At 38.9% G+C, this 22319-nt stretch carries 22 protein-coding genes and 1 pseudogene; 15 read left to right on the forward strand and 8 right to left on the reverse strand.

What is annotated here, in order from left to right:
• From C7B16_RS19840 to C7B16_RS19895, 12 genes are all read left to right on the forward strand, one after another.
• Complete coding sequence (locus tag C7B16_RS19840) at nt 1-300, forward strand: PAAR domain-containing protein (RefSeq protein WP_107180033.1); 300 nt, start codon at nt 1-3, stop codon at nt 298-300.
• A 3-nt stretch (nt 301-303) separates the two neighbouring features.
• Nucleotides 304-1362 (forward strand): type VI secretion system protein TssA, encoded by a 1059-nt coding sequence (gene tssA / locus C7B16_RS19845; protein ID WP_107180034.1) that lies wholly within the window; start codon nt 304-306, stop codon nt 1360-1362.
• 7 nt (nt 1363-1369) lie between these two features.
• Nucleotides 1370-1924, forward strand: coding sequence for a type VI secretion lipoprotein TssJ (locus C7B16_RS19850; protein ID WP_107180035.1), 555 nt, complete (start codon nt 1370-1372; stop codon nt 1922-1924).
• A 19-nt stretch (nt 1925-1943) separates the two neighbouring features.
• Nucleotides 1944-3299, forward strand: a complete 1356-nt coding sequence (tssK, locus tag C7B16_RS19855) for a type VI secretion system baseplate subunit TssK (RefSeq protein ID WP_107180036.1) — start codon at nt 1944-1946, stop codon at nt 3297-3299.
• Between the two features lie 66 nt (nt 3300-3365).
• A complete protein-coding gene (locus C7B16_RS19860; protein ID WP_258182581.1) occupies nt 3366-3947 on the forward strand; it encodes a DotU family type IV/VI secretion system protein in 582 nt (193 codons plus the stop codon).
• A gap of 9 nt (nt 3948-3956) precedes the next feature.
• On the forward strand, nt 3957-7364 hold the full coding sequence (locus tag C7B16_RS19865) for a type VI secretion protein IcmF/TssM N-terminal domain-containing protein (RefSeq protein ID WP_107180037.1): 3408 nt from the start codon (nt 3957-3959) through the stop codon (nt 7362-7364).
• A gap of 4 nt (nt 7365-7368) precedes the next feature.
• Entirely contained in the window at nt 7369-9915 is a 2547-nt protein-coding gene (gene tssH / locus C7B16_RS19870) for a type VI secretion system ATPase TssH (protein ID WP_107180038.1), read from the forward strand.
• A gap of 4 nt (nt 9916-9919) precedes the next feature.
• Entirely contained in the window at nt 9920-11005 is a 1086-nt protein-coding gene (locus tag C7B16_RS19875) for a VasL domain-containing protein (protein WP_143192613.1), read from the forward strand.
• A 57-nt stretch (nt 11006-11062) separates the two neighbouring features.
• Complete coding sequence (locus C7B16_RS19880; protein WP_107180040.1) at nt 11063-11689, forward strand: hypothetical protein; 627 nt, start codon at nt 11063-11065, stop codon at nt 11687-11689.
• A gap of 382 nt (nt 11690-12071) precedes the next feature.
• Complete coding sequence (locus C7B16_RS19885) at nt 12072-12638, forward strand: hypothetical protein (protein WP_107180041.1); 567 nt, start codon at nt 12072-12074, stop codon at nt 12636-12638.
• A gap of 61 nt (nt 12639-12699) precedes the next feature.
• Entirely contained in the window at nt 12700-13209 is a 510-nt protein-coding gene (locus tag C7B16_RS19890; protein ID WP_107180042.1) for a kinesin, read from the forward strand.
• Between the two features lie 400 nt (nt 13210-13609).
• On the forward strand, nt 13610-14128 hold the full coding sequence (locus C7B16_RS19895) for an IS66 family insertion sequence element accessory protein TnpB (RefSeq protein ID WP_258182582.1): 519 nt from the start codon (nt 13610-13612) through the stop codon (nt 14126-14128).
• Between the two features lie 416 nt (nt 14129-14544).
• On the opposite strand, the gene C7B16_RS19905 is transcribed toward C7B16_RS19895, so the two are convergent.
• The 6 genes from C7B16_RS19905 to C7B16_RS19945 all read right to left on the reverse strand — a co-directional run bounded on the left by C7B16_RS19905 (nt 14545) and on the right by C7B16_RS19945 (nt 18882).
• Nucleotides 14545-14901, reverse strand: a complete 357-nt coding sequence (locus tag C7B16_RS19905; protein WP_107180045.1) for a DNA-binding protein — start codon at nt 14899-14901, stop codon at nt 14545-14547.
• Complete coding sequence (locus C7B16_RS19910) at nt 14901-15233, reverse strand: type II toxin-antitoxin system RelE/ParE family toxin (protein ID WP_107180046.1); 333 nt, start codon at nt 15231-15233, stop codon at nt 14901-14903. Before C7B16_RS19910 ends, C7B16_RS19905 begins: the two co-directional genes overlap by 1 nt.
• 1420 nt (nt 15234-16653) lie before the next feature.
• On the reverse strand, nt 16654-17109 hold the full coding sequence (locus C7B16_RS25430) for a YcxB family protein (protein ID WP_258182583.1): 456 nt from the start codon (nt 17107-17109) through the stop codon (nt 16654-16656).
• 543 nt (nt 17110-17652) lie between these two features.
• Nucleotides 17653-17964: a CopG family transcriptional regulator gene (locus C7B16_RS19935; protein WP_107180048.1), complete on the reverse strand. Its 312-nt coding sequence runs from the start codon at nt 17962-17964 to the stop codon at nt 17653-17655.
• Nucleotides 17965-17979: 15 nt separating this feature from the next.
• Nucleotides 17980-18210, reverse strand: coding sequence for a plasmid partition protein ParG (locus tag C7B16_RS19940; RefSeq protein ID WP_097456349.1), 231 nt, complete (start codon nt 18208-18210; stop codon nt 17980-17982).
• A 51-nt stretch (nt 18211-18261) separates the two neighbouring features.
• Nucleotides 18262-18882, reverse strand: coding sequence for a ParA family protein (locus C7B16_RS19945; protein WP_107180049.1), 621 nt, complete (start codon nt 18880-18882; stop codon nt 18262-18264).
• 198 nt (nt 18883-19080) lie between these two features.
• Here C7B16_RS19945 and C7B16_RS19950 point away from each other — a divergent pair.
• The 3 genes and pseudogenes from C7B16_RS19950 to C7B16_RS24875 all read left to right on the forward strand — a co-directional run.
• Nucleotides 19081-19697 (forward strand): annotated as a pseudogene (locus C7B16_RS19950) (DUF4113 domain-containing protein); the annotation flags it as partial.
• A 203-nt stretch (nt 19698-19900) separates the two neighbouring features.
• On the forward strand, nt 19901-20527 hold the full coding sequence (locus C7B16_RS19960; RefSeq protein WP_107180052.1) for a ParA family plasmid-partitioning AAA ATPase: 627 nt from the start codon (nt 19901-19903) through the stop codon (nt 20525-20527).
• Nucleotides 20524-20826: a hypothetical protein gene (locus tag C7B16_RS24875; protein ID WP_181244197.1), complete on the forward strand. Its 303-nt coding sequence runs from the start codon at nt 20524-20526 to the stop codon at nt 20824-20826. The genes C7B16_RS19960 and C7B16_RS24875 overlap by 4 nt, the downstream gene beginning before the upstream one ends.
• A 335-nt stretch (nt 20827-21161) precedes the next feature.
• On the opposite strand, the gene C7B16_RS19975 is transcribed toward C7B16_RS24875, so the two are convergent.
• Entirely contained in the window at nt 21162-21599 is a 438-nt protein-coding gene (locus tag C7B16_RS19975; protein ID WP_107180054.1) for a type II toxin-antitoxin system HicB family antitoxin, read from the reverse strand.
• A gap of 24 nt (nt 21600-21623) precedes the next feature.
• The gene (locus C7B16_RS19980) at nt 21624-21806 is read right to left on the reverse strand and encodes a type II toxin-antitoxin system HicA family toxin (protein WP_107180055.1); all 183 of its coding nucleotides are present in this window, start codon (nt 21804-21806) and stop codon (nt 21624-21626) included.
• Nucleotides 21807-22319: the final 513 nt, after the last annotated feature.

The raw sequence follows: 22319 nt of genomic DNA on the forward strand, positions 1-22319 counted from the left end.
ATGCTTCAGCCAGCTGCCAGGATTACAGATATGCATGTCTGTCCGATGATTACTCCAGGTGTACCGCCTGTACCTCATGTCGGAGGGCCACTGTTACCTTCTGGAGCGCCAGTTGTCATCATTGGAGGATTACCTGCAGCCACGTTAGGTACCATAGCTTTGTGTACCGGAGCTATTGATACAGTCATTATGGGCAGTTCTAAAGTTTTTATAGGTAATAAACCGGCAGCACGAATGGGCGATACTTGTGCTCATGGGGGCACAATTGTTACCGGATGCCCGGTGGTTTTACTGGGATGAAAGATGAACGAATTAAAGACGGATAAGTTATTACTGCCGATTGGGGCGGACTCTCCGACAGGATATGATATTGAATATGATCCTGTATACGCTGAAATACGCGACGCTAGGCAAAATGATCCAGATTACATTGTTCAGGGGGAATGGGCTGTAAGTGAACCCCGCCGCGCGGACTGGAAAAAAGTACGCAGACTTTGTGAGCATGTATTACTCTATCAAAGCAAAGATATACAAGTCAGTTGCTGGTACGTCGAAGCGCTGACAAAACTGTATGGCTTGGAAGGAATGCGACAGGGATTAGGGTTTCTGGCCAAGTTTATTTCTATATTCTGGTCTGCCTGCTGGCCGTCACATGATGAAGGGCTGGAAATCCGTTACAGCAAGCTTGTTCGTTTAGATGGGGATTTATCAGATATCCTTAAAGAATACCCCCTCCTAGGGAACAAAGAAATAACACATTTTAACTGGTATAAAGCCCTATCCTTTGAGCATTCTGCCAGTATTTCAGCAGAACGGCGAGAGGATCTTATTCCTACTGAAGGAAATTATTCTGTGGAGGCGTACAGAAAAGCTGTCTGTAATTACTCCTCCCAAGATATCAGGAAACAGCTAATCCAGTTTTATGATTTACCTACAGGGCTTGATGAAGTAGAAGCCTGTTATTTCTTTCATACACATGAAGATATACATAATATTTTCAGCAAAACCAGACAGACCATTAGTGAGTTAACTGAGCTTCTGTCTCGATTCCTACCACAGGAAGAAATGGATAATAAACCACTGAAAAACGATGTAGAAAAGGCTGATAGCAGCAGACTCGCCGTACAGGATCTTTGTTTGTCAGAAAGAGTTATACCCGTAACATCAATGACAAGAGATAACGCTGTGGAGAAATTAGAAAAAATTGCGCAATTTTTTCGCCAGACTGAGCCTACAAGTCCTGTGCCTTATCTTCTTGAACGCGCTGTACGTTGGTCGAAAATGTCCATGGCTGAGTGGCTTGAAGAATTACTCATAGATGAAGCGTCCATGGAGCAGATTAATCGTATTTTAAAAGGGTAGAAAGACGATGACTGTAATGCGCCGGTTTATAGCAGTTGTAATTTTTCCAATTCTGATATCTGCTTGCTCGGGTGAGCTTTATGAACAGGAAAGGAAAACACAAGCTATCAATAATGTTATCCCCTCTTTTAGTGCCGGGGCGATAACTCTTCATATTTCGTCGGATCCACAATTAAATGCCTGGGACGATATATCGAATAGTTGTTCACTGCTGATATTCCAATCATCAGAAAAAAAGACTCTTCAGGATCTGATGAGCAATCCTGTGCTGATTAAACAATTTTTCAGTAGTGTCGGTAAAGCCGATGGTATTCTGAAAGTGGATAAATATACAGCGATGCCAGGACAAGAACTGTCACTCCACATCGACCGCAGTGAAGGGGCCAAATATGTCAGCATTATTGCCGGTTATTACCCTTTTCCGGGGAAACAACATATGTCACTTTTCGAAATACCGGTTGAGATAACTGAAGATGGATGGTGGAACAAAACATGGCATGCATCACTAGCCCCTCTTGTTAAGAAAATATATTTAGGGAAAGAGTCAATTAAAGCAATTTGAAAATCAAAGAGATTATTTCATGTTGGAAGAACAACAACAAGTATATTGGTATTCTGGTCTTTATTTACAACCTCAGCATTTTCAGTCTATCGATTTGCATCACAGCTTTATGCTTGCTAGATGCAGACAGTTATCACAACCCTATAATCAGGGGTACTTTGAATGCGTGATAAATGACGGGCTTCTGAATGAGTTCACACTGAGAATTGAGCAGATAAAAGCAATTTTACCTTCAGGTTATTATCTAGAATATCCTGGCAACTGCATATTACCAGATAAATGCTTGTCATTTATGAGAAATTCAGATGAGAAATTTATTAATTTATGGATTGCTCTCAAACGATTTAATTCTAAACATGCCAATGTTTCCAGCTCAAAAGATAAAAGAGGCTCCACTAGGTGGGTCAGTTCTGAAAATGAGATCATCATGCGGGATATTTATCATGAAAGTCCAGAAGTAGGCATTACAAGAATAAAATACGATGTACAGATTGTTACAGATGAAGAGAAAAATAATAGTACGGACTGTGAATTTCTGCCACTGACAAGAATTATTCATGAAGGAAACAGAATAATAATTGATCCAGAATGTACATTTCCTTCTCTAAGAATCTCTGCTGATTCAGTACTTAAGAAAAAAACTGCGGAAATCTACTCAGATCTTCATAATTACAAGTGCAAACTAGAGGAGTACAGATATGCCGGCCAGTCTTTAGGGGACGGCGATTTTGTATATTTACTTATACTATGCGCCATCAACAGAACGTTGCCTATGCTTGCATTTTTTCTTAATGATGATATCACCCACCCGTGGTTATACTACATGGAATTGCGGCAACTAGTTGGTGAAATATCTTCTTTTGATAGTAATAAATCCAGTAAACTGGAAGTCGGAGATTTAACATACAAACATTTTTCCCAGTTTTCATGTTTCAGAGATATTCATCGTTATTTGAGATTACTTATGGATGATTTATGTTGCGATAAAAATATGATCCTAGCATTTAATCATATAACTACTGATACGCTAGTCTGTGATTTTAATGAATGGCTCATGAAAGAAAATTCACAATATTTTATTAAACTAAAATCAGATTCATTTAAAAATAAAGCAACCAGTTCTTTCTATTTTTCAGAGATAAAAATTGCTCCGCATGATCATATAAATATGATTATCCAACATGCTCTTCCAGGGATCACTTTAACTAATGCAGATGTAGGGGGAGAGCGTGAAAATATTGTATTATTGAAATTAGATATGAATTCAGAATTATGGAAGAAAGCAGAAACACACAAAAAACTTGCTTTCTATTGGTCCTGTAGTCCGGAAGATCTTCAAGTCGAGTTGGTTCAGGTAGCTGCGTATAATATATAAAAATCCGGATTCATAAATATAATTAAGATTAGAACTTGTTATTTTTATATTATTCAGGAGGTGATAGTGAATCTTCTTGAGTGTTATATGCCTGTATTTATACTTATTACTTCACTTAGGTCTGAACCTGAAAAATATTCGGACTACGAAACTACCCGAGAGTGTATTATAGATGCAATTGAGAAAGCTGTGCGTGAAACAGAAAAAATCAGCATCAGTGATAGTGAAAGTGACTCTGCTTTTTACGCTATAATAGTTATGGTTGATGAAGTAATATTATGTTCAGAACTTCCTTTCAAAAAAATATGGCGTGATAATCTTTTACAAATAAAATATTTTGGCCATTCTACCGGAGGAGTTGAGTTTTTCAACATACTGGATCGTATTATTGGAGCAAAAAATAAATCAGGCTATATATTTCTTTTTTGTCTTTTATTAGGGTTTAGAGGAAAATATTCAGTCAGTAGTAAAAATGAAATTAGCAGCTATATTACTAAGCTACGAAGCCAATATGAACTAGATGCTGAGGATTCCTGTGTAGAGGAGAACAGATGTAATAAAAAAAACAAACATTTTAATATTTTTTTATTATTAATGAGTGTTATTACCATATATTTAATATTGTCAGTACTTATATATATAAAATAAATCACAGCTATGCTTAAGAAAACGTTGAACCTGTGTCTATTGTTAATTGTATCTGTTATTATTTTTTCTGTTTGTTATATAATTGGAGTGATAAAAAATTGGCCTGATTTAACAATAATAATATACTGGATTTTAATAACCTTCACAACATTAGTATTGAAATGGATTACTAAAAATATACTATCTTTTTTTCAAAAAAGAAATACAGATGGATATTTAAATAAATATCACAAAAAAAATAGAGTATCGGTAATTTATTCATATCAAAGAAAAAATCTGAAGATTTTGAATAAAAATGCAAATGGTAACGTGCCATGGTTTTTGTTAACCGGGTATACAGAAAATAATGGCTCATTGCTTAATGGAGTCAGGAAACCTATTTTTCACTGTACAAAAAAAAACAATTTCACTCAGCCAGTACGTTCTCTGTGTTGGTGGTTTTTTCATAATTTTAGTATTCTTGAGTTATCAGGAAGAATATATGCAGATCCAAGACTATTCAGTATAGTTATAAGAACACTAACATCCAGAATATCTAAAAAAAAACCACCTTCCGGAATGATTATAGTCATTCCACTTGAACAGTTACTTAATCCTGATAGTACTAGTGTTCAAGAAATGGCCCAAAAATACAGAAGTTTTACGGAGCAACTGTCGTCAAAACTGCAATATAATATTCCTGTCAACCTCATAATCAGTGGGTGTGATAAACTGTATGGTTTTTCTATTCTAGAAAACCTTCTTTTAAAGAAAGATAAAAAAAAATTACCAGGCTTTTTCTGCTCTGAAGACCTTTTTTCTGAATGTGACGTTAATCAGAATTCTTCACTTATATTGCATTCACTAAAAAAAGGTATTAGTGAGACAATATTTCGGACTATTGATGATTCTCTTTGTGATCTAGAAAAAAATACTCTTCTAAAACTTCCTGAAAGAATGATGGATATTAATGAATCATTGAAAGTTTTTTTATCCACTTTTTGTGTACAGAATGCATATTTTTCTACTGCACGCCTCTATGGAGTTTGGTTGATAGGGGCGGAACCGGGTAATAATTTCCAAAATAATTTTCCTGATTCGCTAGTTTTTAATTTGTTACAAAAAACACATATATTAAATACCCAACCAGAAAGGAAATTAAAAAAACAAATAGTTTTTCAGTCAGCTATAGCTCTAACTATACTGAGTATTTTAGGATATAGTGCATACAGAATCTCACAACTTACGCCTATATCCTCAGTTACAAATTCGGAATTATTGACACAAGCGTTATTACGGAATGAAAAATATTTTCAGTCTTCGCCTATCTATTTACCTTTTAGTCCGGTACTGAGGATGAAGTATTTACAGCTTAATGAAAAACTTCGTCTACATACTAAATATCAGAGCCGATCTGTATCGGAAATTGTTGAGAAATATAAAGATAAATATAGAGTTGCTTCACCACAGAACAAACGAGATATGATTTTGTCTCTTGCCACATCGCTCATAACTTGGGAGAAAATGAGAAATAACTCCCAGTTGTATATATTGAGCAAGGAGCCGAAAATACCAGAGTCATTGAGACTGACAAGAACAGAGAATGACCTTACCTATATCACAGCACTTGCTGTCGAAAACACGGTGATACAGGAATCTGGAGGTGGTAGAAAACTACAGGAACTAAGGGAACTTCTGACTGAATTGATTAACAGCGATCCTACTTATGAATGGCTTATATCCGATTATTCAGGAATTCAGGATATTAAACTGAGTGATTTCTGGGTAGATGCAGATCCTGCCGTCGTCCTTTCTGGTATATGGACTCGTCAAGGGAAAAATATGCTCTATAAGTGGTATACATTAATAACAGAGGCATACGGAAAAAGAAATGTTCCAGAAGGACTTACCTCGTTTATACAGCATTTTCATAACAGCCAACAGGACAATTTCCGGCAATTTATCTTAGCTGCGAGTAATACTCGCCAGCATTCATATCATAGGCTGATGACTTCCCAGGAACTAACGGATATAGTTCAGAATCGTACACCTGAAAAGAAGTTTTTTCAGTTTATAGAACAAGAATTGCAGGATATCCCGGTCACTTTAGCACAGGATTGGCTGACTGATTTCCGACTGTTTTACCGCCTGCATTCACTTGTACGTGAGAACAATCTAATACGCCAGATAAAACAATCTGATCTGATGTTACGGACTAGGTTAATATCTTTATTTAACAGTAGTCAGTTGCCAGAAACACCAGGGCGCCTTACAGCATGGTGGGAATGGCAGGATGCGCTCCATGCGGCTGTAAATGAAGAGATGAATACCTCATCCTCAGTGAATTTGATAAAGGAAACTTTTTTTTCAGAAAATAACCTAGGTAAAAATAGTAAACTTTGGCTAGTGTTTTCAAAATTCGAAAAGCTTAAGTCTCTTTTCGATACTGGTCAGAATGATCCAGTGATGGATGCTATCTGGGATATTTACGGGAAACAGGTTTACCTGCTTCTCGATAATGCTATCGGCAGGACTAGTTGCTGGATTAATGAAGAGTGGAAACATTCTGTATTACATCCACTAAACACAAGGCCAAGTAATGTTAGCCACGAAATAATGCAAGACGACACTTATCAGCATATTATTGATTTTTTGAATGGGCCAGCAAAGGGGTTAATGACCCTAGATCCTGAGGGAGTTCGGCTTATTTCTTTTAAGGGGCGAACTATACCTTTTGAACCCTCATTTGTTCATCTTATCAATAAAGTAGTTACACCTGATGACCTACTTGATGTGCAGTTACAGGAGCGTACACATGATAAGGATCAATTGAAGGACCTTCAGGGACAGTTGACTATTCTGAATGAAAGGCTACAGAAACTAGAGTCACAGCCCTACAAAGTTACAGTAAACAGCGCTCCGGCAACAATTTCCGGTAGTTCACGCATTAAGCCAATAGGAACGTATCTAAAACTTGATTGTAAAACAGGTAATAGTGAACTCCGAAGCATGAATTTTGCCGATTCCGCTGTTTTTACTTGGTATCCAGGACAGTGTCGTAATGTGAATATCAATATTGAGTTTCCGGCTTTCTCCGTCAGTTATATATTTTCTGGTGATTCGGCATGGGATGATTTCATTAAAAAATTTTCTTTTGGGGAATCTGAGTTGCTAACAGAGGATTTTCCAGCGGAGACAAAAAACGTTCTTAATGCAATTAATATTAAAAGTATTCTTATCCGTTATAAAATTGATGACGCAACTGCTGTTAACCAAGCTTATATGGAATGGTCTCAGCTAAAAAAACAAATTGATGGTCAAGATGAATTACAGAGTGAATTGTTCGGTAAACTACTTGCAGAAAAAAAACAGAAGCATATGGGATGGTTATCCAATTTACCGAAAAATATAACAACGTGTCCGATATTACAGGAATAATAAAGTGAGTTTTTATCTGAGATTTATTAAAAATAAATTAACTCCAGAAAGCAGAAGCTATCTGGACTCTGCAATTAGTTTTGCAGCATCACGCTCGCATGCTGAAGTTGATACTTTACATTTGCTATATATTATTTTACAGCGGTCTGAGCAGATTAAAAAGAAACTTTCGGACAGTGCAAATTTTCATCCTGATGCTGTTCTTGTGGCAGTCGAAAAAGAATTACTCAGAGTAAATATATTTACTCAGTTACATCCTGTATTTTCTGAATCTCTGGAAGAGTTACTCGAAAAGGCTTGGCTTCATGCAAGTACAAAATGGTTATCAGAACAACTTGATATACCAGTATTACTTGCTGCTATTTTAAATACTGGTTCTTCCGTATTACCGCATACAGTGTCAGACAGTTTACGCTGTGATATCGAAGAGGCTGAGAAAATACTCCGCTCTTTTTCCTGTGGCATAAAACAGGTTATGCCTTCTGTCGCCGTTCATCAGCATGAAGTCATTGAGCAATACACTGCGAATTACTCTTTGATGGCAGAACGAGGAGAGCTTGATCCTGTTACAGGTAGAGAGCAAGAAATACGCCAGCTTATAGATATATTGCTTCGCCGAAGACAGAATAACCCTGTTCTAACTGGTGAACCTGGAGTGGGAAAGACCAGTATTGTTGAAGGTTTAGCCCTGAGAATAGCGTCAGGTGATGTTCCTGATGAACTTAAAAATACGAAGATCCTTGCTCTCGACATGGGCGCTTTACTTGCGGGGACCAACGTAAGAGGAGAATTTGAAAACCGGCTCAAAACACTTTTAAATGAGCTAACTCATTCAAATAACTCAATTATTTTGTTCATTGATGAAGCACATGCTCTAACCGGTGCAGGGGGAATACCAGGCCAGACAGATGCAGCCAATTTGCTTAAGCCGGCACTTGCCCGTGGGGAATTGCGAGTTATCGCAGCAACTACCTGGAGTGAGTACAAAAAATTCTTTGAAAAGGATGGGGCCCTTTCCAGACGTTTTCAAATTGTAAAGGTACCTGAACCTGAAACTGAAGTCACAGCAGCTATTTTACGTAGACTTCTGCCGATTATGGAAAAACATCACAATGTCCGAATAAGGGAAGACGCTGTCAATGCCGCAGTACATTTATCTGACCGCTATCTAAGCGGTGGTCACCAGCCGGATAAATCTATCACATTGCTGGACACTGCCTGTTCAAGGGTGAAGGTATCCCAGACCGGAGTGCCGGACGTAGTCCAAAATATTCAAGCAAGGCTTAGCAGAATACAGGTGGAACTCGCTGCATTAGAACGAGAGAGAACAGATACCTCCCGCCAACAGCATCTTCAGAAACAGATTATTCATCTTGAGGAGACACTGGCACAACTGGAAGCTGCGTGGCTTAATCAGAAAGAACTGGTCAATAAGATACAGGATTCACAGGATCTGTTTGCTCAAAATTCTCTCAGAAAAGAACTAGAAAACGCGTATGTAAGGGACAATCCTCTTGTGTTTGATTGTGTGGATAAAGCCTGTGTAGCAGATGTTATATCTGGCTGGACAGGCGTTCCGCTGGGCACATGTCTAGAAACAGAGCAACAAAAATCCGCAGGGTTACTTCCCCGTCTACAGCAACACATTTTCGGTCAGAATCATGCTATGTCTGTCATGGCATCACGGATCCTTGTCTGTCGTACTAATCTCAAGAAACCTGAAAAACCTGATGGTGTTTTTTTACTAGCAGGGCCTTCTGGTACGGGAAAAACAGAAACGGCGCGGGTGTTGGCTGATCTGGTTTATGGTGGAGATAAAAATTTGATCACCATTAATATGACAGAGTTTCAGGAGGCACATACTGTTTCTACTCTTAAAGGTTCTCCTCCTGGATATGTCGGTTTCGGTCAAGGGGGGCTTCTTACTGAACGAGTAAGCCATAATCCATACAGTGTTATTCTCCTTGATGAGATCGAAAAAGCCCATCCAGATGTTATTGAATTATTTTATCAGATATTTGATTCCGGCGTTATAGAGGATGCAGAAGGTAAAATGGTCAGTTTCAGAAACTGCCTCATTATTATGACATCTAATTTTGCGAGTAATGAAATTATAGATGCATGGATGGAAGGGGAAAGGGAACCTGAGTATCTTAGAAATAAACTTATACCTTTATTTGAAAATCACTTTGGTGCGGCATTTATGGGAAGGGTCACTTTAATTCCATTTATACCATTAAAAATGGTAAACCTGAGAAAAATAATACAACGTAAACTCGATGATATATGTATTCGATTTGAGGAAGCGTCAGAGCACCGGATTAAAATTATTTATGGAGAGTCCGTCATTAACTGGATAGTAAATAATTGCCGGCATGAGCAGTCTGGCGCTCGAGAAACAGATGCCATATTAGACTCCTCTGTTCTCCCTGTGCTTGCCATCTACCTCGTCAACTCCAGCATTATGAAGACACATAAAGTCCAACTGACGGTGAGAAAGAATAAAATAGTACTGCTTAAATATAATGAAAAACTAGCTTCATGTGATTGATAGAATGAAAATAACATCTTTAACCGAACTTGAAATTAATATAACGGATCCAAGACAGAATAATGAGTTTCTCTGGCTAAGTTACAGTATAAATAGCCTCAAACCAGGACAACATGAACGGGTCTACTGGATAACTCTGGAAAAAAGGTGTTTATCCCTGTTCCATGATAAAGGATATGATCTTCAGGCCGGTGCATGGTACTGCTTGATAGCCTCTCAGCTATATAGTTGGGAAGGCTTAGCTGATGCATCTTGGAAATTTGCTGAATGTTTTGTTAAGGAAAAAAAATGTTGGCCTCCTGCATCAGCCTGCCATATGAGAGCTCAAATTATAGACTGGTATATTAGAAAGGTTATTCCAGTTATCAGTCTTTTTTCTAGTGATGAACAGACTCCGTCGTCTTTATGTATGTTTGAGGACTCTCTTGAACTATTGTCAGAAGTTGAGCATACCCTTCTCTCAGGGAAATCTGTTGTTATTAAAAATTTGCTTTCAGAACTTAGATGCAGGAAAAGGGTGAAAAAAAAATCCGTGTCCTATCCACAATCTGAAAAAATTTCACAATCAGTTACCGAGACATTTCCAATTCCCCCCCCCCCTGTAAAGATAAATCGGAAAAGAAAAGATGTATTGCGTTATTATATCCCGTTGACATTTGCATTTGCCTGTGGAGTTTTAATTCAAGCATGCTTATCCTATTTAGAAAATCCTGAAATTGCATGGCGTATAAAACAAAGTATACCAGAAAGTTCTCTTTCAGATCTCGCTATGGAATATGCACAATGCTCAGGACAGTCTACATATAATGACAACTGGATTCAACTTAAACAAAAAATTGAAGACTTTGAAAAAAAACTGAATGCCACAGAGAAACATGGCGGGTATATTACAATATCTGAGTTGAAAAGCATAGCGTATGATATGAAAAATATTTTACTAAAAGATGGTATCCCGGTTAGCACCAGAATTGCACTTACATATAATAATCAAATCAGTGATAAGAAAGAACGTGAACTACAACTAGAGATAATTGAACATCAGATCGATGAATTACAGTGCCAACTTGGAGAGCTTCGTACAAAACATTAATAAAATACTTAATAATATTCATTTTATATATTTTGTGAGTAAGTCCAAGGATTATTAATGAAAAGAATCTGGACTAATAAATATCGTGAAATTGATATAAAAATAAAAGATGGCGATCTGATTTTTGGTATTGCATATATAATAAAAAAAATAAAGCTTCATATAATAACAAAATCTAGGTGGAAAGATATAAGCTATATCGAACAAGCGGACCTAACTAATGATATATGGAGTTACTCAGATCATTTCTTCAGATTGAAACGTAATAATGAGAGAGTCAGGGGGTTTAGTGAACATATCAGCAATCATGAAAGATATAATGTTGCTTTCCTTTTTGTAAATAACATCCATAAAGATAGGATAAATGTATTCAAGAAAACAAGCAAGTGCGGCCTTGAGTATCAGTTACTTATACTGAAATCAAAGGTTCACTTTTTCACTGATGGACTGAATATATCAGCAATATCAAATAAAAGTGGTCAGGAGGGAAGAAGTGTGACAGCGAGTGAGTTACGGTGGTTATTCAGGCATAGACATATCACCGAAGTTAAAGATAATTTGTTATTCTGGAATAATTTCAAAGAGGTTTCACATCAACAAGTTTTTTCTGAAATGCTGAATACGTACACACCAAGAAAAACATATGATGATGCTGATGTGTGCCATATTATAAAAAATAATTGATGATTGTATAAATGTATCTTTTAGTAAAATAGTTATTAGCCGAAAGGAATAATTAGAAGTTATATTTAAAAGTAGAATTATGTCACTTGACCATGACCAATATAATTAAAAAATCATGTTCTCATGATGTTACGAGATTTTTATCTGGAAAATGGCAATTTTTTGCACGTTACAGTGAATTATAGGGAATATTCAAGCAGGAACCAAGAAGGTCAGTTTTACTATCTTCTAGTCCAACCTTTACGCAAAGAGACTGTAATCCCATCCGCAAGCGGGCAGAATACATGAAAAGTAACTCTCTGTTTGATGAAATTCGTAATGAAATTATGACGTTTAATACTGTTATGATCAAAGCAAACTATAAGAGCTAAGAGTATATGTTATGTGGAATAAAGTTTTCCTGTTAGTTTTAGATGATAGGGGCACCCCTTTAAAGAGTTGCATAAAAGCGTATACAAAAAGATACAATATTAACAGTAAAAATATAATCAACGTTAGAATGATTAATGAAAATGGAGGGTTTACAGGTAAAGAGCTCTCTAATGTGACAATAGACGATAAATTAATAGTTATTTCACATGCTGACTCTAAATTTTTAAGGGCTCCAGGAATTGGATTGATATCCCCTTTTAGTTTTGTAGAACTATTATCTGACTTAGGCCTAGAGGCGGTAGGCATAATTAGCTTTAAGTGTTGCAACTTAGGAGCTTCGTCTTACCTATCAGAGATAAAGGAAGAGTTATTCTTTGATATTAAAGTTGGCTACATGTCTGCATATAAAAGATCTGCAGTGACTATATTCGGACATGAGGGGGTTGGATTTGTAGACTCTATGATTCGACTGGTATCAGGTGGCCTGCTGAAACTTCCTGACAAATGGCGGGTAAAGTTTGTCAGTGGAAATTGTAAAACTGAAAAATATTCAGGAAAGAGAGTACCCTTGGAGTGAAAAACCTCTATGCGCCGTAAAACCCCGCCCTTCAGGGCGGGAAGGATGTAAAAGGTGATTTATGGATTTTTTTTATAAAGTAGAGATGAAACATCAGTGGCGTCCAGGAATCGGAGGCTTTGTTGACTTAAATTGTGGATGGTATTGTCAGGATGCACTGCTGGGCTGGTATTGTAAAAAAAATACCATTCCTGATTCGATTTTAAAAGGAAAAGTAAAAAGAAACAGACTTAGCTATGGATTTTCTCCTGAAGGAAGTTTTTGCCATAAGATCTTAATTCCTTCTGATATTGAATGCTATAAAAAAGCTCTTTTAAAACATGGTCCCATCATTGCCTCGGGAAAGTTAGGTATGGCTGACTTTGGTTTTTTAGGTGGAGTTAATCACTATGTTCTTATCGTTGGTGTTAATACAAAACGCAATGAAATAATACTTCATGATCCATTAAATATAAATACTGGCAGGGCTGGTTATGCAAATCATGATGTCTATAATTTTTATAGAGTGGTAGGAAGAATAGATGAGACGTTAGTTATTAACACATATGCCGTAAACATCTATATAGCCTAGGCTGTGTCCATTAATTATCTGAGTGATAGTAACTAAACTCTCACCGCTGGAGCAGGTCTGGATATGGGGCTATATCACTACGCCATAAAATAGAACGGACTCGTTTAGCCGTTGGGTCTGCTCGTTAATTGGTAGGCGGGGATACTGGCGAACTGTCATTGCAATCTAGGTTTTGGATATTAGATTGCGTCACGTAAATGATGTTTTTGCGATACATCATGGTCCATTAGTAGTAATTTCAGAGTTGATGAAGATTATCATATTGGTGATACATTATTATAATTTTCATCGCAATGAACCTATATATGAAGACCCCGATGAGATCTAAGTATAGTAATGCTAGCATCGCCGTATAATCGATACTAGATGAGATGTTATCAAATAAAGAGACGTTAATGTTATGAAAAAACCAATGACTGATATAAAGTTCATTTTTCACACGCGCTCACCCCTGACGCTATATAAGCAAGTGCATAAAGGTCAGATCAGATTAAATATAGATGTTCATGGCAGTCCCTATAAAAGTGGTCAGGGCGGGCTTTACGTTGGTGATGCTCTTTATAGCCCAGGAATGCTGCATGACTGGCTCAAGACGGTCGTGGATTTAAAAACAATACATTGCATAAGACTTGTTTCATGTTTTTCCGCTTATGGTGGAGGTGGAAGTTTTGTTTGCCGTTTATCCCGACTGCTTCCTGATGTGTATATCAAAGGTTATGTTAATGAGGTTTTTAGCAAAATGTCTCCTCAGGCAATAGGACACGGCTTGGGCGAGTTTGGGCCTGTTCAGACAGCTGTACAACTACAGAGAATTTTTCCTGATGGACCACCTCCGTTGGATAAATTTGATGATGCTTTTTGTTCTGTCACCTATAAAAATGGTATTTTAATTAAAAAAACACACAGGAAAAGTAAATAATATCGTTGCTGTTCATTTTATTCATTTGAATCAGATGTTACTGCAACTAAACCAGCTGAAGTGTGTGCTATGCGGAATTGAGATACGACTTGCGGGGCTGAAGCGGGGATACCACCAGGTAGAGTAGATACTGATGCATGAGCCGCTGGCCCGAATGCGGTGGTGCGGCTGAGAGCCGCATCGGGGAAGTTGTGTCTATACCTTCATTTGCAGGTAACGCAAAAAATTGTATTGATTCACACTCCTCCTCACACGTCCTACAAAGCCCATTACCGGACTTACAACGTGCAATTAGCCTTTCGCAGTTAGCGTGTGAGATTGCGAACGGTACGCCGTGACGGTGCATCGTGCAGCTCGCGTCGGTTATGATTTTTGCTGGCATGGAAAATTCCCCCGTAATGGGGGAACTGAAGAGATTAGTGGCTGGATTTGCTGAGAGTGAACTGTAACCCGGCTACTGATGCAAGTTGTGCCAGTGTTGTGATGGTCGGGTTCCCATTCGGGGATAATGCGCGGTAGATACTTTGACGGGCAAGGCCAGATTTCTTAGCAGCTTCGGAAATCCCCCCTCGCGCCTCGATTACCTGACGTAATGCAACAAGAAAACCGCCTAAACCGCCAGGCTCGTTAATTTCTTCCAGAGCATTAGCAAGATAAGCGTTTGCATAATCAGGAGCAGCGCGCAGTTCATCAATCATGGCTGCGTTGTGATCAATGGCTGCCGGATAATTATTTTTGCTAATCTTCGACTTCACATTTTTGGTGGCTGTCATTATTTTGCCCTCTGTTTAAAATCTTGCAGATAACTAACGGCTTTATCTAAATCGGCTGTCTGAGTTTTTTTGTTTCCGCCAATGAGCAGAAGAATTATTTCGCCATCTTCGATTGAATAATAAACCCTGTAACCTGGACCATAATCAACTCGTAATTCCCAGACACCATCTCTTTCGAATTTATGATCTCCGAAATTCCCGCCCATAGCGCGGGCAATTCTGGAATCCACTTTTAACGCTGCGGTCTGGTCTTTACGTCTTAATTTTTTCATCCAGTCGGTGTATGGAACCTCACCGTTTTCTGTCTGATATCGTTTCGCCGTGTAAGGCATCTTACCGCCCTCATTCCAGTGCTGTGCATATTGTCACTTATAAGAGACACTTAGTCAAGTGTCTCTTATAAGTGCCGAAATATGATGATTAGATAAACAAGTTGATTTTTCTGGTCAGGAAGAATTGCTTTTCTGACGGTCGAGTTAAACGCTCTGTAACGCGTTCTGAGCGTTTTTTCCCGTTTCGTTGTAGTTAGCTACGGTTTTTAACGCCGCTCAACGCTTTTTAGCGACCTTGTTGCTGTGATCTGTTGCCATGATCCGGATAGGAGTTCAATTTTGATCAAAATTTCCTCAAGGCAACGACTGTTTTGTAAATACCCTCTAAAACGCGCTGTATCGCATTCTGAGCGATTTTTTCGATTTCGCATGGTTTTACCATGGTTGTATCGAACGAAGCGGCAGAAATCGATTCAGGGCTTCTCAGTGAAAGATCCAAAAAGGATCAATCAACGGATCGTATGATCTGAACTCTTCTGATTTTGAGAAAGGAGACACCGCTCGCCGCAGCCGAACGACCGAGCGTAGCGAGTTAGTGAGCGAGGAAGCGGAACAGCACAGGGATAACATCAGGCAATTACGCGCAGTGGTTAAAAAGCGAGTATATTGTTTTTATGTGTGGTTGCCCTGGTTCAGTGTGATCTGTCCTCTGGGTTTACGCAAAGTTATCCACAGGCACTGTGCATTTAAAAAACTTATCTTTTCTTCTTGATCTTAAAAACTTAGAGCGTTGTAACATTATGATAAATATAATAAAAAAACGCTAAACATGAAGCTTTAGGTCACTATCCATGATGGTTTAGGTCACATTATTAACCGATTGGTTCTTTTACTTCAGATCTTCCGATCTTCCGATCTTCAGGTGATCAGTTCATGTTTTAAACATGTTTTCACTGTTTGACTGCTCACTGTAGCATCCTCCCTCAAAATTGCTGTGTTAAACATGATGGGATTTGTCATTAAACATGATGGGATTTGTCATTAAACATGATGATTTTTTGTTGAGTCATCATGTTTGTTTTGGTATATTTATTAGACAAATAGTAGGTGAGGATGGAGCAGTGCCAATAAGAAAGATTTCTGAGAAGACAAAAATTAGACATCGAATTGAGATCAATAAAACGCTTGCTCAGTTACCTCTTTCTGCAAAGAGGGTTTTGTGTCTGTTGATACGAAAAAACCGACTGGATTTTACTGAAATCAAAGTCATGTCTGTGTTCAACTTCGCTCTTTATAAGCGTACTGAGTATCTTCTCCAGATGAGGAGATATCTCTTCACAAAACATACTTTCAAGTTTTAATATAGAGTCACCATCCACTGTGATGGCGTTCAGAGTGATATCATCCAGATATTTATCAATGTCTTTCATCATAAATTCGATAGTGTTTACTATATTTATCATTACTCAATATTCCTGTTTCATTCTATTGTATTTTGTGCTATTTGTTCTTTTACAAAGCTATATAATTTTTCAGTTTCTTCTTCATTTTTAAAAACTCTTTCTGGAATGATGATGCATCTGTTTTCTTTTGTCTGGATAAACAGAAATCCTTGCTTTCGGTATGTCTTTTTTATGTTATTCCAGAAAACACTCGAACTACCAATTTTCATTATTTGTTCAATATATGAACGATTTATCTTTAGACGTAACATTAGTTCCTGGTCTCTTATTTCTGATGAATGGTTACTCCTCATTACTTTTTTCATTAAATAATCATATGTATATAACAAACCGATGAATATAGCTATTAGTGTAAATGTAATAATGGAAAGAAATTTTGCTCTTTCTACATAATCAGGGTCTTTTGGGGCGAGAGCAATCAAACCAAAAAGAATTATAAAATCAAATAATGCTGCAAATGAAAGAACTAACAATGCTGCTTTTTTATAATCAAAATATAGCCATATGGTTCTATATATTCTTGTTTTTCATGTTCTTTTATCAGCTTGCTTCTGTTTTTTCTAAAACAGATAGCGTGAAGTTAATGCTGTATCTATTATCTGATGCCATTTTGCTTCCTCGATGTTGTGATGTTAAGCAGTTTTAAACCAGAACCAGACAACAAAGCCAATAATCACCAGACTCAAAAGGGAATCAATTACTATCCGTATGACAAATGTATGATCTCCACGATAATAATAAACAGGAGGAGCCATCTTGCGATGCTCTTTATAAACTCCTCTTTTATAGGATCTGTAGTTATCAAATAAGTTCCAGCATCCCAATAAAAGACCAGCTAATATAATGAATATTCTCATTATTATTTTGCCTTTCCTGTCCTCAATCAGTAAGACGGCTCGACAATCCATATCCCATACTCACAGGCAATGGCTTTATTGTGTCTGTGAGCTAACCATACTAACCAGGCCAAAAATCGCTGATTACCGCTGTATATGGTTTTATCCTCCCCCATAACACTAACCTAACTTTGCAGATTCAAGCAGCCAATGGTTTTTCCTGTTTTCGTCCAGGCTATCGAAAGCGGCCAGCGCCGCTTTAAGGATGGTTGTTTTGCTCTGTCCTGTTCTGCTCGCTTCGGCTTCCAGGATTTCTTTATAGACTTCGGTTAGCCGGAAATGCAGTAGTCTTGCTTTTGTTGTCAATTGCTTACTGTTTTCTTCAGGAATATGCTTTGCCGAAGGATTTAGTTTTGATGTGACTTCTGTTATCACCTCTTCGGGTAACGCTTCTAATAGTGTTCTCAGCGCATCAACGATTTTTTTATCCATGATATTCCTCAAATTTTATTCGTTCTCTTTGAGCCAGTTATCTACAAGCTGGTTCACCACGTCAGTGATTGATGTACCTTTCCTGGCGCATGCAGCCTTAAACCGGGTGTGCTTTTCTTCATCAAAATTAACGTTAACACGTTTGATTTTTCCAGATGATACTGGTGCTGTTACTACTCGTTCCAGATCTCTGTTTTCACCAAAGGTCATTTTTTTTACTGCCGTATGCGCTTTTTCAAGTGACATTAAGGTTACTCCGGTTGTTATACTTATTTGATTATATGAGTAAATGCGCAATCACTCAAATATGCTAACTATCTCTTTTGTAAGGATTTCTATTTCACCTTTTGCAGCGCCATCACTGGATTCAAACACGCTGTCGCCATCAAGAATTGATTTCACGTAAACCTGACGTTGTGTAATAGCTGTACGAAATGCTTTAACACCGGTGTCTTTGATACTTTCTTTAAGCACATTCAACATGGTTGCCATTTCTATCTTACGGGTGATCAGAAAGCGGGCTTCAACTTTGCGGCTGTAAGCCTGTGCTTCCAGAACAGTAACGACGCTTCCTGCTGCGGAGAAATCCAGAGGGCTGGGGGTGACAGGGATAATTACCAGATCGCTTACCATGACGGCTGCGGAGGTGATTACTGAGAGCGAACCTGCCCCGTCCACAATAGCAAAGTCATAGTCCGCCAGATCTTTTCGGATTCCATAGACGTCTTTTTCAGATGCTGCTGTAAATACGTCAAATGCTGCCTTGCCCGCTTTGCTCCAGTTCGTCAGGCTCATTTGTGGATCTGTATCTACCACAGCAATGTTGTATCCGCTCCTGCTCAACGCAGTGGCTATGTTGATTACGGCAGTTGTTTTGCCTGCCCCCCCTTTCGGATTCAGAAATGAGATTACCTTCATACTCAAACCCTCAATTGTATATCTACTTAATTACTCTTGTGAGTTTTTGAGTTTACCATACTCTTTGCGTAAGTAAAGGTTAATATGAGTTTATGTGTTTATGAGTTAAGGAGTATATACTCACTTACGTTTGTTGTGTATATAAGTATGTGAGTTTATGAGTGTGTGTGACGATGTCACATTTGCACATTATTTGTTTTTTCGGTTCTTTTAGAGTGTACGGTACGCGAACTCAACGGCAAGTCCTGCATATCCCTGGAAGAAGCACCACCGGCAAAACAGCAGATTGCCTGTAGCCGCAGTTTTGGTGAACGAATCACAGACAAAGATGCCATGCACCAGGCTGTTGTTCAGTATGCAGAGCGGGCCGCAGAGAAACTACGTGGGGAGCGTCAGTATTGCCGGCAGGTGACGACATTTGTACGGACATCCCCCTTTGCAGTAAAAGAACCCTGTTACAGCAATGCCGCTGTGGAAAAGCTTTCATTGCCCACACAGGACAGCAGGGACATTATTGCCGCCGCATGCAGAGCGTTAAACCATGTCTGGCGTGAAGGGTACCGCTATATGAAGGCAGGAGTCATGCTGGCTGATTTCACACCATCGGTATAGCGCAGCCGGGATTATTTGATGAAATCCAGCCCCATAAAAACAGCGAAAAGTTAATGAAAACACTCGATGAACTGAACCAGTCGGGAAAAGGGAAAGTGTGGTTTGCGGGGCGAGGAACCGCCCCTGAATGGCAAATGAAACGGGAAATGCTTTCCCCTGCGTACACCTCCAGATGGACAGATTTGCCAGTAGCCCGGTTATGAATATCTAATCCACCCCACAAACTTGCCAACCCGTTATCTTGTTATCTTGTTATCTTGTTATCTTGTTATCTTGTTATCTTAATGTAATTATAAATCAAATAGTTAACAACTTATTAAATTATCAATATAATAAAATAATTGCGTAATTCCTGCTCGGATGGCAATATTAAGTTGTTAACTTAACAACTTAATATGAGGCTATAATGATAATTGTATTAGGTAGTCAAAAAGGTGGTGTTGGTAAAAGTACACTTGCGGTATCAATAGCCGCATATCTGATGTCATTAGGTAATCGCGTGATTATTGTCGACGCAGATGACCAGAAATCAGTATTAACCTGGTACAACAACCGCCCTGAAGCTCTCCCCCATATTCCGGTTACAGGCGCAACAGGCAACATCAAGGCAATGTTAAAGGAACACGGAAAATCCTATGATTTTGTCATTGCAGACTGTGCTGGCCGTGATAGTGCAGAAATGCGTAGTGGATTGATGGCCGCAGATGTATTCATTTCTCCTTTGCGTCCTTCTCAGATGGACCTGGATGTTGTGCCCCATACATGCTCCGTTTTTACAGCAGCAAAAGATTTTAATGAGGATGTTCGGGGATATCTCGTTTTAAACATGACTCCCACAAACATGTTTGTTAATGAAGCCAATCAGGCAGCTGAAGTACTGAAGGATTACCCTGAAATGCATCTGGCGAACTCCCGGGTATGTGATCGTAAAGCACATCGAGATGCCTGGGCCGAATCAATGACAATTTTTGAAACTCAAAATGATAAAGCACAGCAAGAAATCGAAGCGTTAGTTAAAGAGGTTATTCTGTGAGAAATAGAGCAAACACTCCACCTCGTGACGAGGCAGCATTTATTAACGGTGGCACTGCTGGTCTTGATAATGCCAAAAAGTCATCAGATAAATCATCGGTTGTAAGCAAAGCAAAACCAGTGAGTATTTCCTTTTTTGAAGAAAACCTAAAAGACATTGATGACCTGATAACCGCAGAGATGGTTTCAGGTAAAGGCAGAGTGAATCGTTCTGATGTTGTCAGGGCGGCGGTGGAAGCGCTAAAAACACTATCAAAAACAGAGATATCTAGATTGATAGCAGAAGCAAAACAAAGGTAAGATCCTATTATCTTATTATCTTATTATCTTATTATCTTATTATCTTATTAAGATAATGTGAGAGCATAGAACTATGAACAAGAAACCTCGTTATGCGGTCATGCTAGAAGGGAATAAAACCATTTATCATGGTAATAGTCGCTTTGTTGCATGGACGTTATGGGAATTTCAAAACCTACCCTGTATAAATATATTGCAGCAGCCAAAGCCGGATAAACCCACATTCAAGAAATTACGGTTTCATCCTTTGTTCAGCAGTTGAAACCGTAAGTTTCTGTTCAAATGCCCCCGCAGATCCATCTATAAAAAAATCCCCGCACAACGCGGGGATAGTTTTATTTATATGCAAGTTCATGACGTGCCGCCTGAGCCAGAAAATGGCTACGATCTTTGTATACGCCGCCACTTTCTTTCACATATCCATCAATACGACGAATCAATACATCAGGCAATGAAATATTAATGCGTTGTTGTTTGCCCTCAATTTCTGACAAATCAACATCAATTACAAACCAGCTATCACAGTGGTTATAATTTGGGTTGGCGGAATAAGTCAAACACCCTTCATCATGAATATCATCAACAGAATGAGCACCGCTTATGACCATCTCTTCCACGATTGCCAATATTGCTTCACGCGCCATTGCGGGTATTTCTGCCTGAGAGTCAGCAGCAGAAACACATCCAAAATCAAAGCAATCAAAAACCGGAACGGTGATACCGTATGCTGTATGATCATCTTTCGGTGTTTCGACACCAACAGAAAAGAACATGGCTACCTCCAAAGTCGGCGGGGATTAAATCCCCGCCATTTTTTTGATCGATCTGACAGTACCTAGCGGCAAGTCCTTTTTAGGATGAGGAACAGGAAAAACTTTTCCTGTTATTGGCGACCACCATATCTGGTGACTGCTTGCCTTATGCCGTTTCAACTCGCAACCAGCAGCTATCAGTTCTTTCAACAGGTCAGCAGATTTCATATGTCCTCCCTAACCTGAAAACAACTATACACACACATACACACATATACAAATTATTTCATTCGTATGACCATTGGGGGGCTTTCTTTTTTGATGCCGCGCCAGCGGCATGGAAGGCGGCACTCAGTTGTTTCATATGATACTGGAGTAAAACCGCCGAAGCCCGGCGTAAGCCGGTACTGATTGATAGATTTCACCTAACCCATCCCGGCCCTGCCAGACTATACCTGCGTTCAGCCATGAAAGAGCCTTTGTGCGCGGTCGGAGTGGTCCCGACAAGGGTTTACCCGAAGTCGGGGCGTATCTCCGCGTTAGCGGGCCGTCAGGGCCGCTTACGAGCGTGTTCTCGATACCTCCAGCCAGAAGACTGACAGCGCTGGCAATGTTAGTTACAACATTCATAATTAAAAGCGACTCTGTTCCGGCCCGAAGGGCCGGGGCGGGGCCGCTTTTCAGTTATGAGGAAGGGGCTTTGTGGTTTCAGTTCTGCACTGGACCGGGTTTTTTCTGGAG

This window comes from Escherichia sp. 20412-1, from assembly GCF_003027595.1.
In the GTDB taxonomy this organism is placed as follows: domain Bacteria; phylum Pseudomonadota; class Gammaproteobacteria; order Enterobacterales; family Enterobacteriaceae; genus Escherichia; species Escherichia marmotae.

Bases quoted from the DNA above. Each gene is read 5' to 3' on its own strand.
- C7B16_RS19905 (WP_107180045.1), bottom strand. From the start codon at position 14,901: ATGACAGCCACCAAAAATGTGAAGTCGAAGATTAGCAAAAATAATTAT.
- C7B16_RS19875 (WP_143192613.1), top strand. From the start codon at position 9,920: ATGAAAATAACATCTTTAACCGAACTTGAAATTAATATAACGGATCCA.
- C7B16_RS19960 (WP_107180052.1), top strand. From the start codon at position 19,901: ATGATAATTGTATTAGGTAGTCAAAAAGGTGGTGTTGGTAAAAGTACA.
- C7B16_RS19850 (WP_107180035.1), top strand. From the start codon at position 1,370: ATGACTGTAATGCGCCGGTTTATAGCAGTTGTAATTTTTCCAATTCTG.
- C7B16_RS19885 (WP_107180041.1), top strand. From the start codon at position 12,072: ATGTGGAATAAAGTTTTCCTGTTAGTTTTAGATGATAGGGGCACCCCT.
- C7B16_RS19840 (WP_107180033.1), top strand. From the start codon at position 1: ATGCTTCAGCCAGCTGCCAGGATTACAGATATGCATGTCTGTCCGATG.
- C7B16_RS19975 (WP_107180054.1), bottom strand. From the start codon at position 21,599: ATGTTCTTTTCTGTTGGTGTCGAAACACCGAAAGATGATCATACAGCA.
- C7B16_RS19910 (WP_107180046.1), bottom strand. From the start codon at position 15,233: ATGCCTTACACGGCGAAACGATATCAGACAGAAAACGGTGAGGTTCCA.
- C7B16_RS19890 (WP_107180042.1), top strand. From the start codon at position 12,700: ATGGATTTTTTTTATAAAGTAGAGATGAAACATCAGTGGCGTCCAGGA.
- C7B16_RS19880 (WP_107180040.1), top strand. From the start codon at position 11,063: ATGAAAAGAATCTGGACTAATAAATATCGTGAAATTGATATAAAAATA.
- C7B16_RS19980 (WP_107180055.1), bottom strand. From the start codon at position 21,806: ATGAAATCTGCTGACCTGTTGAAAGAACTGATAGCTGCTGGTTGCGAG.
- C7B16_RS19895 (WP_258182582.1), top strand. From the start codon at position 13,610: ATGAAAAAACCAATGACTGATATAAAGTTCATTTTTCACACGCGCTCA.
- C7B16_RS19945 (WP_107180049.1), bottom strand. From the start codon at position 18,882: ATGAAGGTAATCTCATTTCTGAATCCGAAAGGGGGGGCAGGCAAAACA.
- tssA (WP_107180034.1), top strand. From the start codon at position 304: ATGAACGAATTAAAGACGGATAAGTTATTACTGCCGATTGGGGCGGAC.
- tssK (WP_107180036.1), top strand. From the start codon at position 1,944: ATGTTGGAAGAACAACAACAAGTATATTGGTATTCTGGTCTTTATTTA.
- C7B16_RS19865 (WP_107180037.1), top strand. From the start codon at position 3,957: ATGCTTAAGAAAACGTTGAACCTGTGTCTATTGTTAATTGTATCTGTT.
- C7B16_RS19940 (WP_097456349.1), bottom strand. From the start codon at position 18,210: ATGTCACTTGAAAAAGCGCATACGGCAGTAAAAAAAATGACCTTTGGT.
- C7B16_RS19935 (WP_107180048.1), bottom strand. From the start codon at position 17,964: ATGGATAAAAAAATCGTTGATGCGCTGAGAACACTATTAGAAGCGTTA.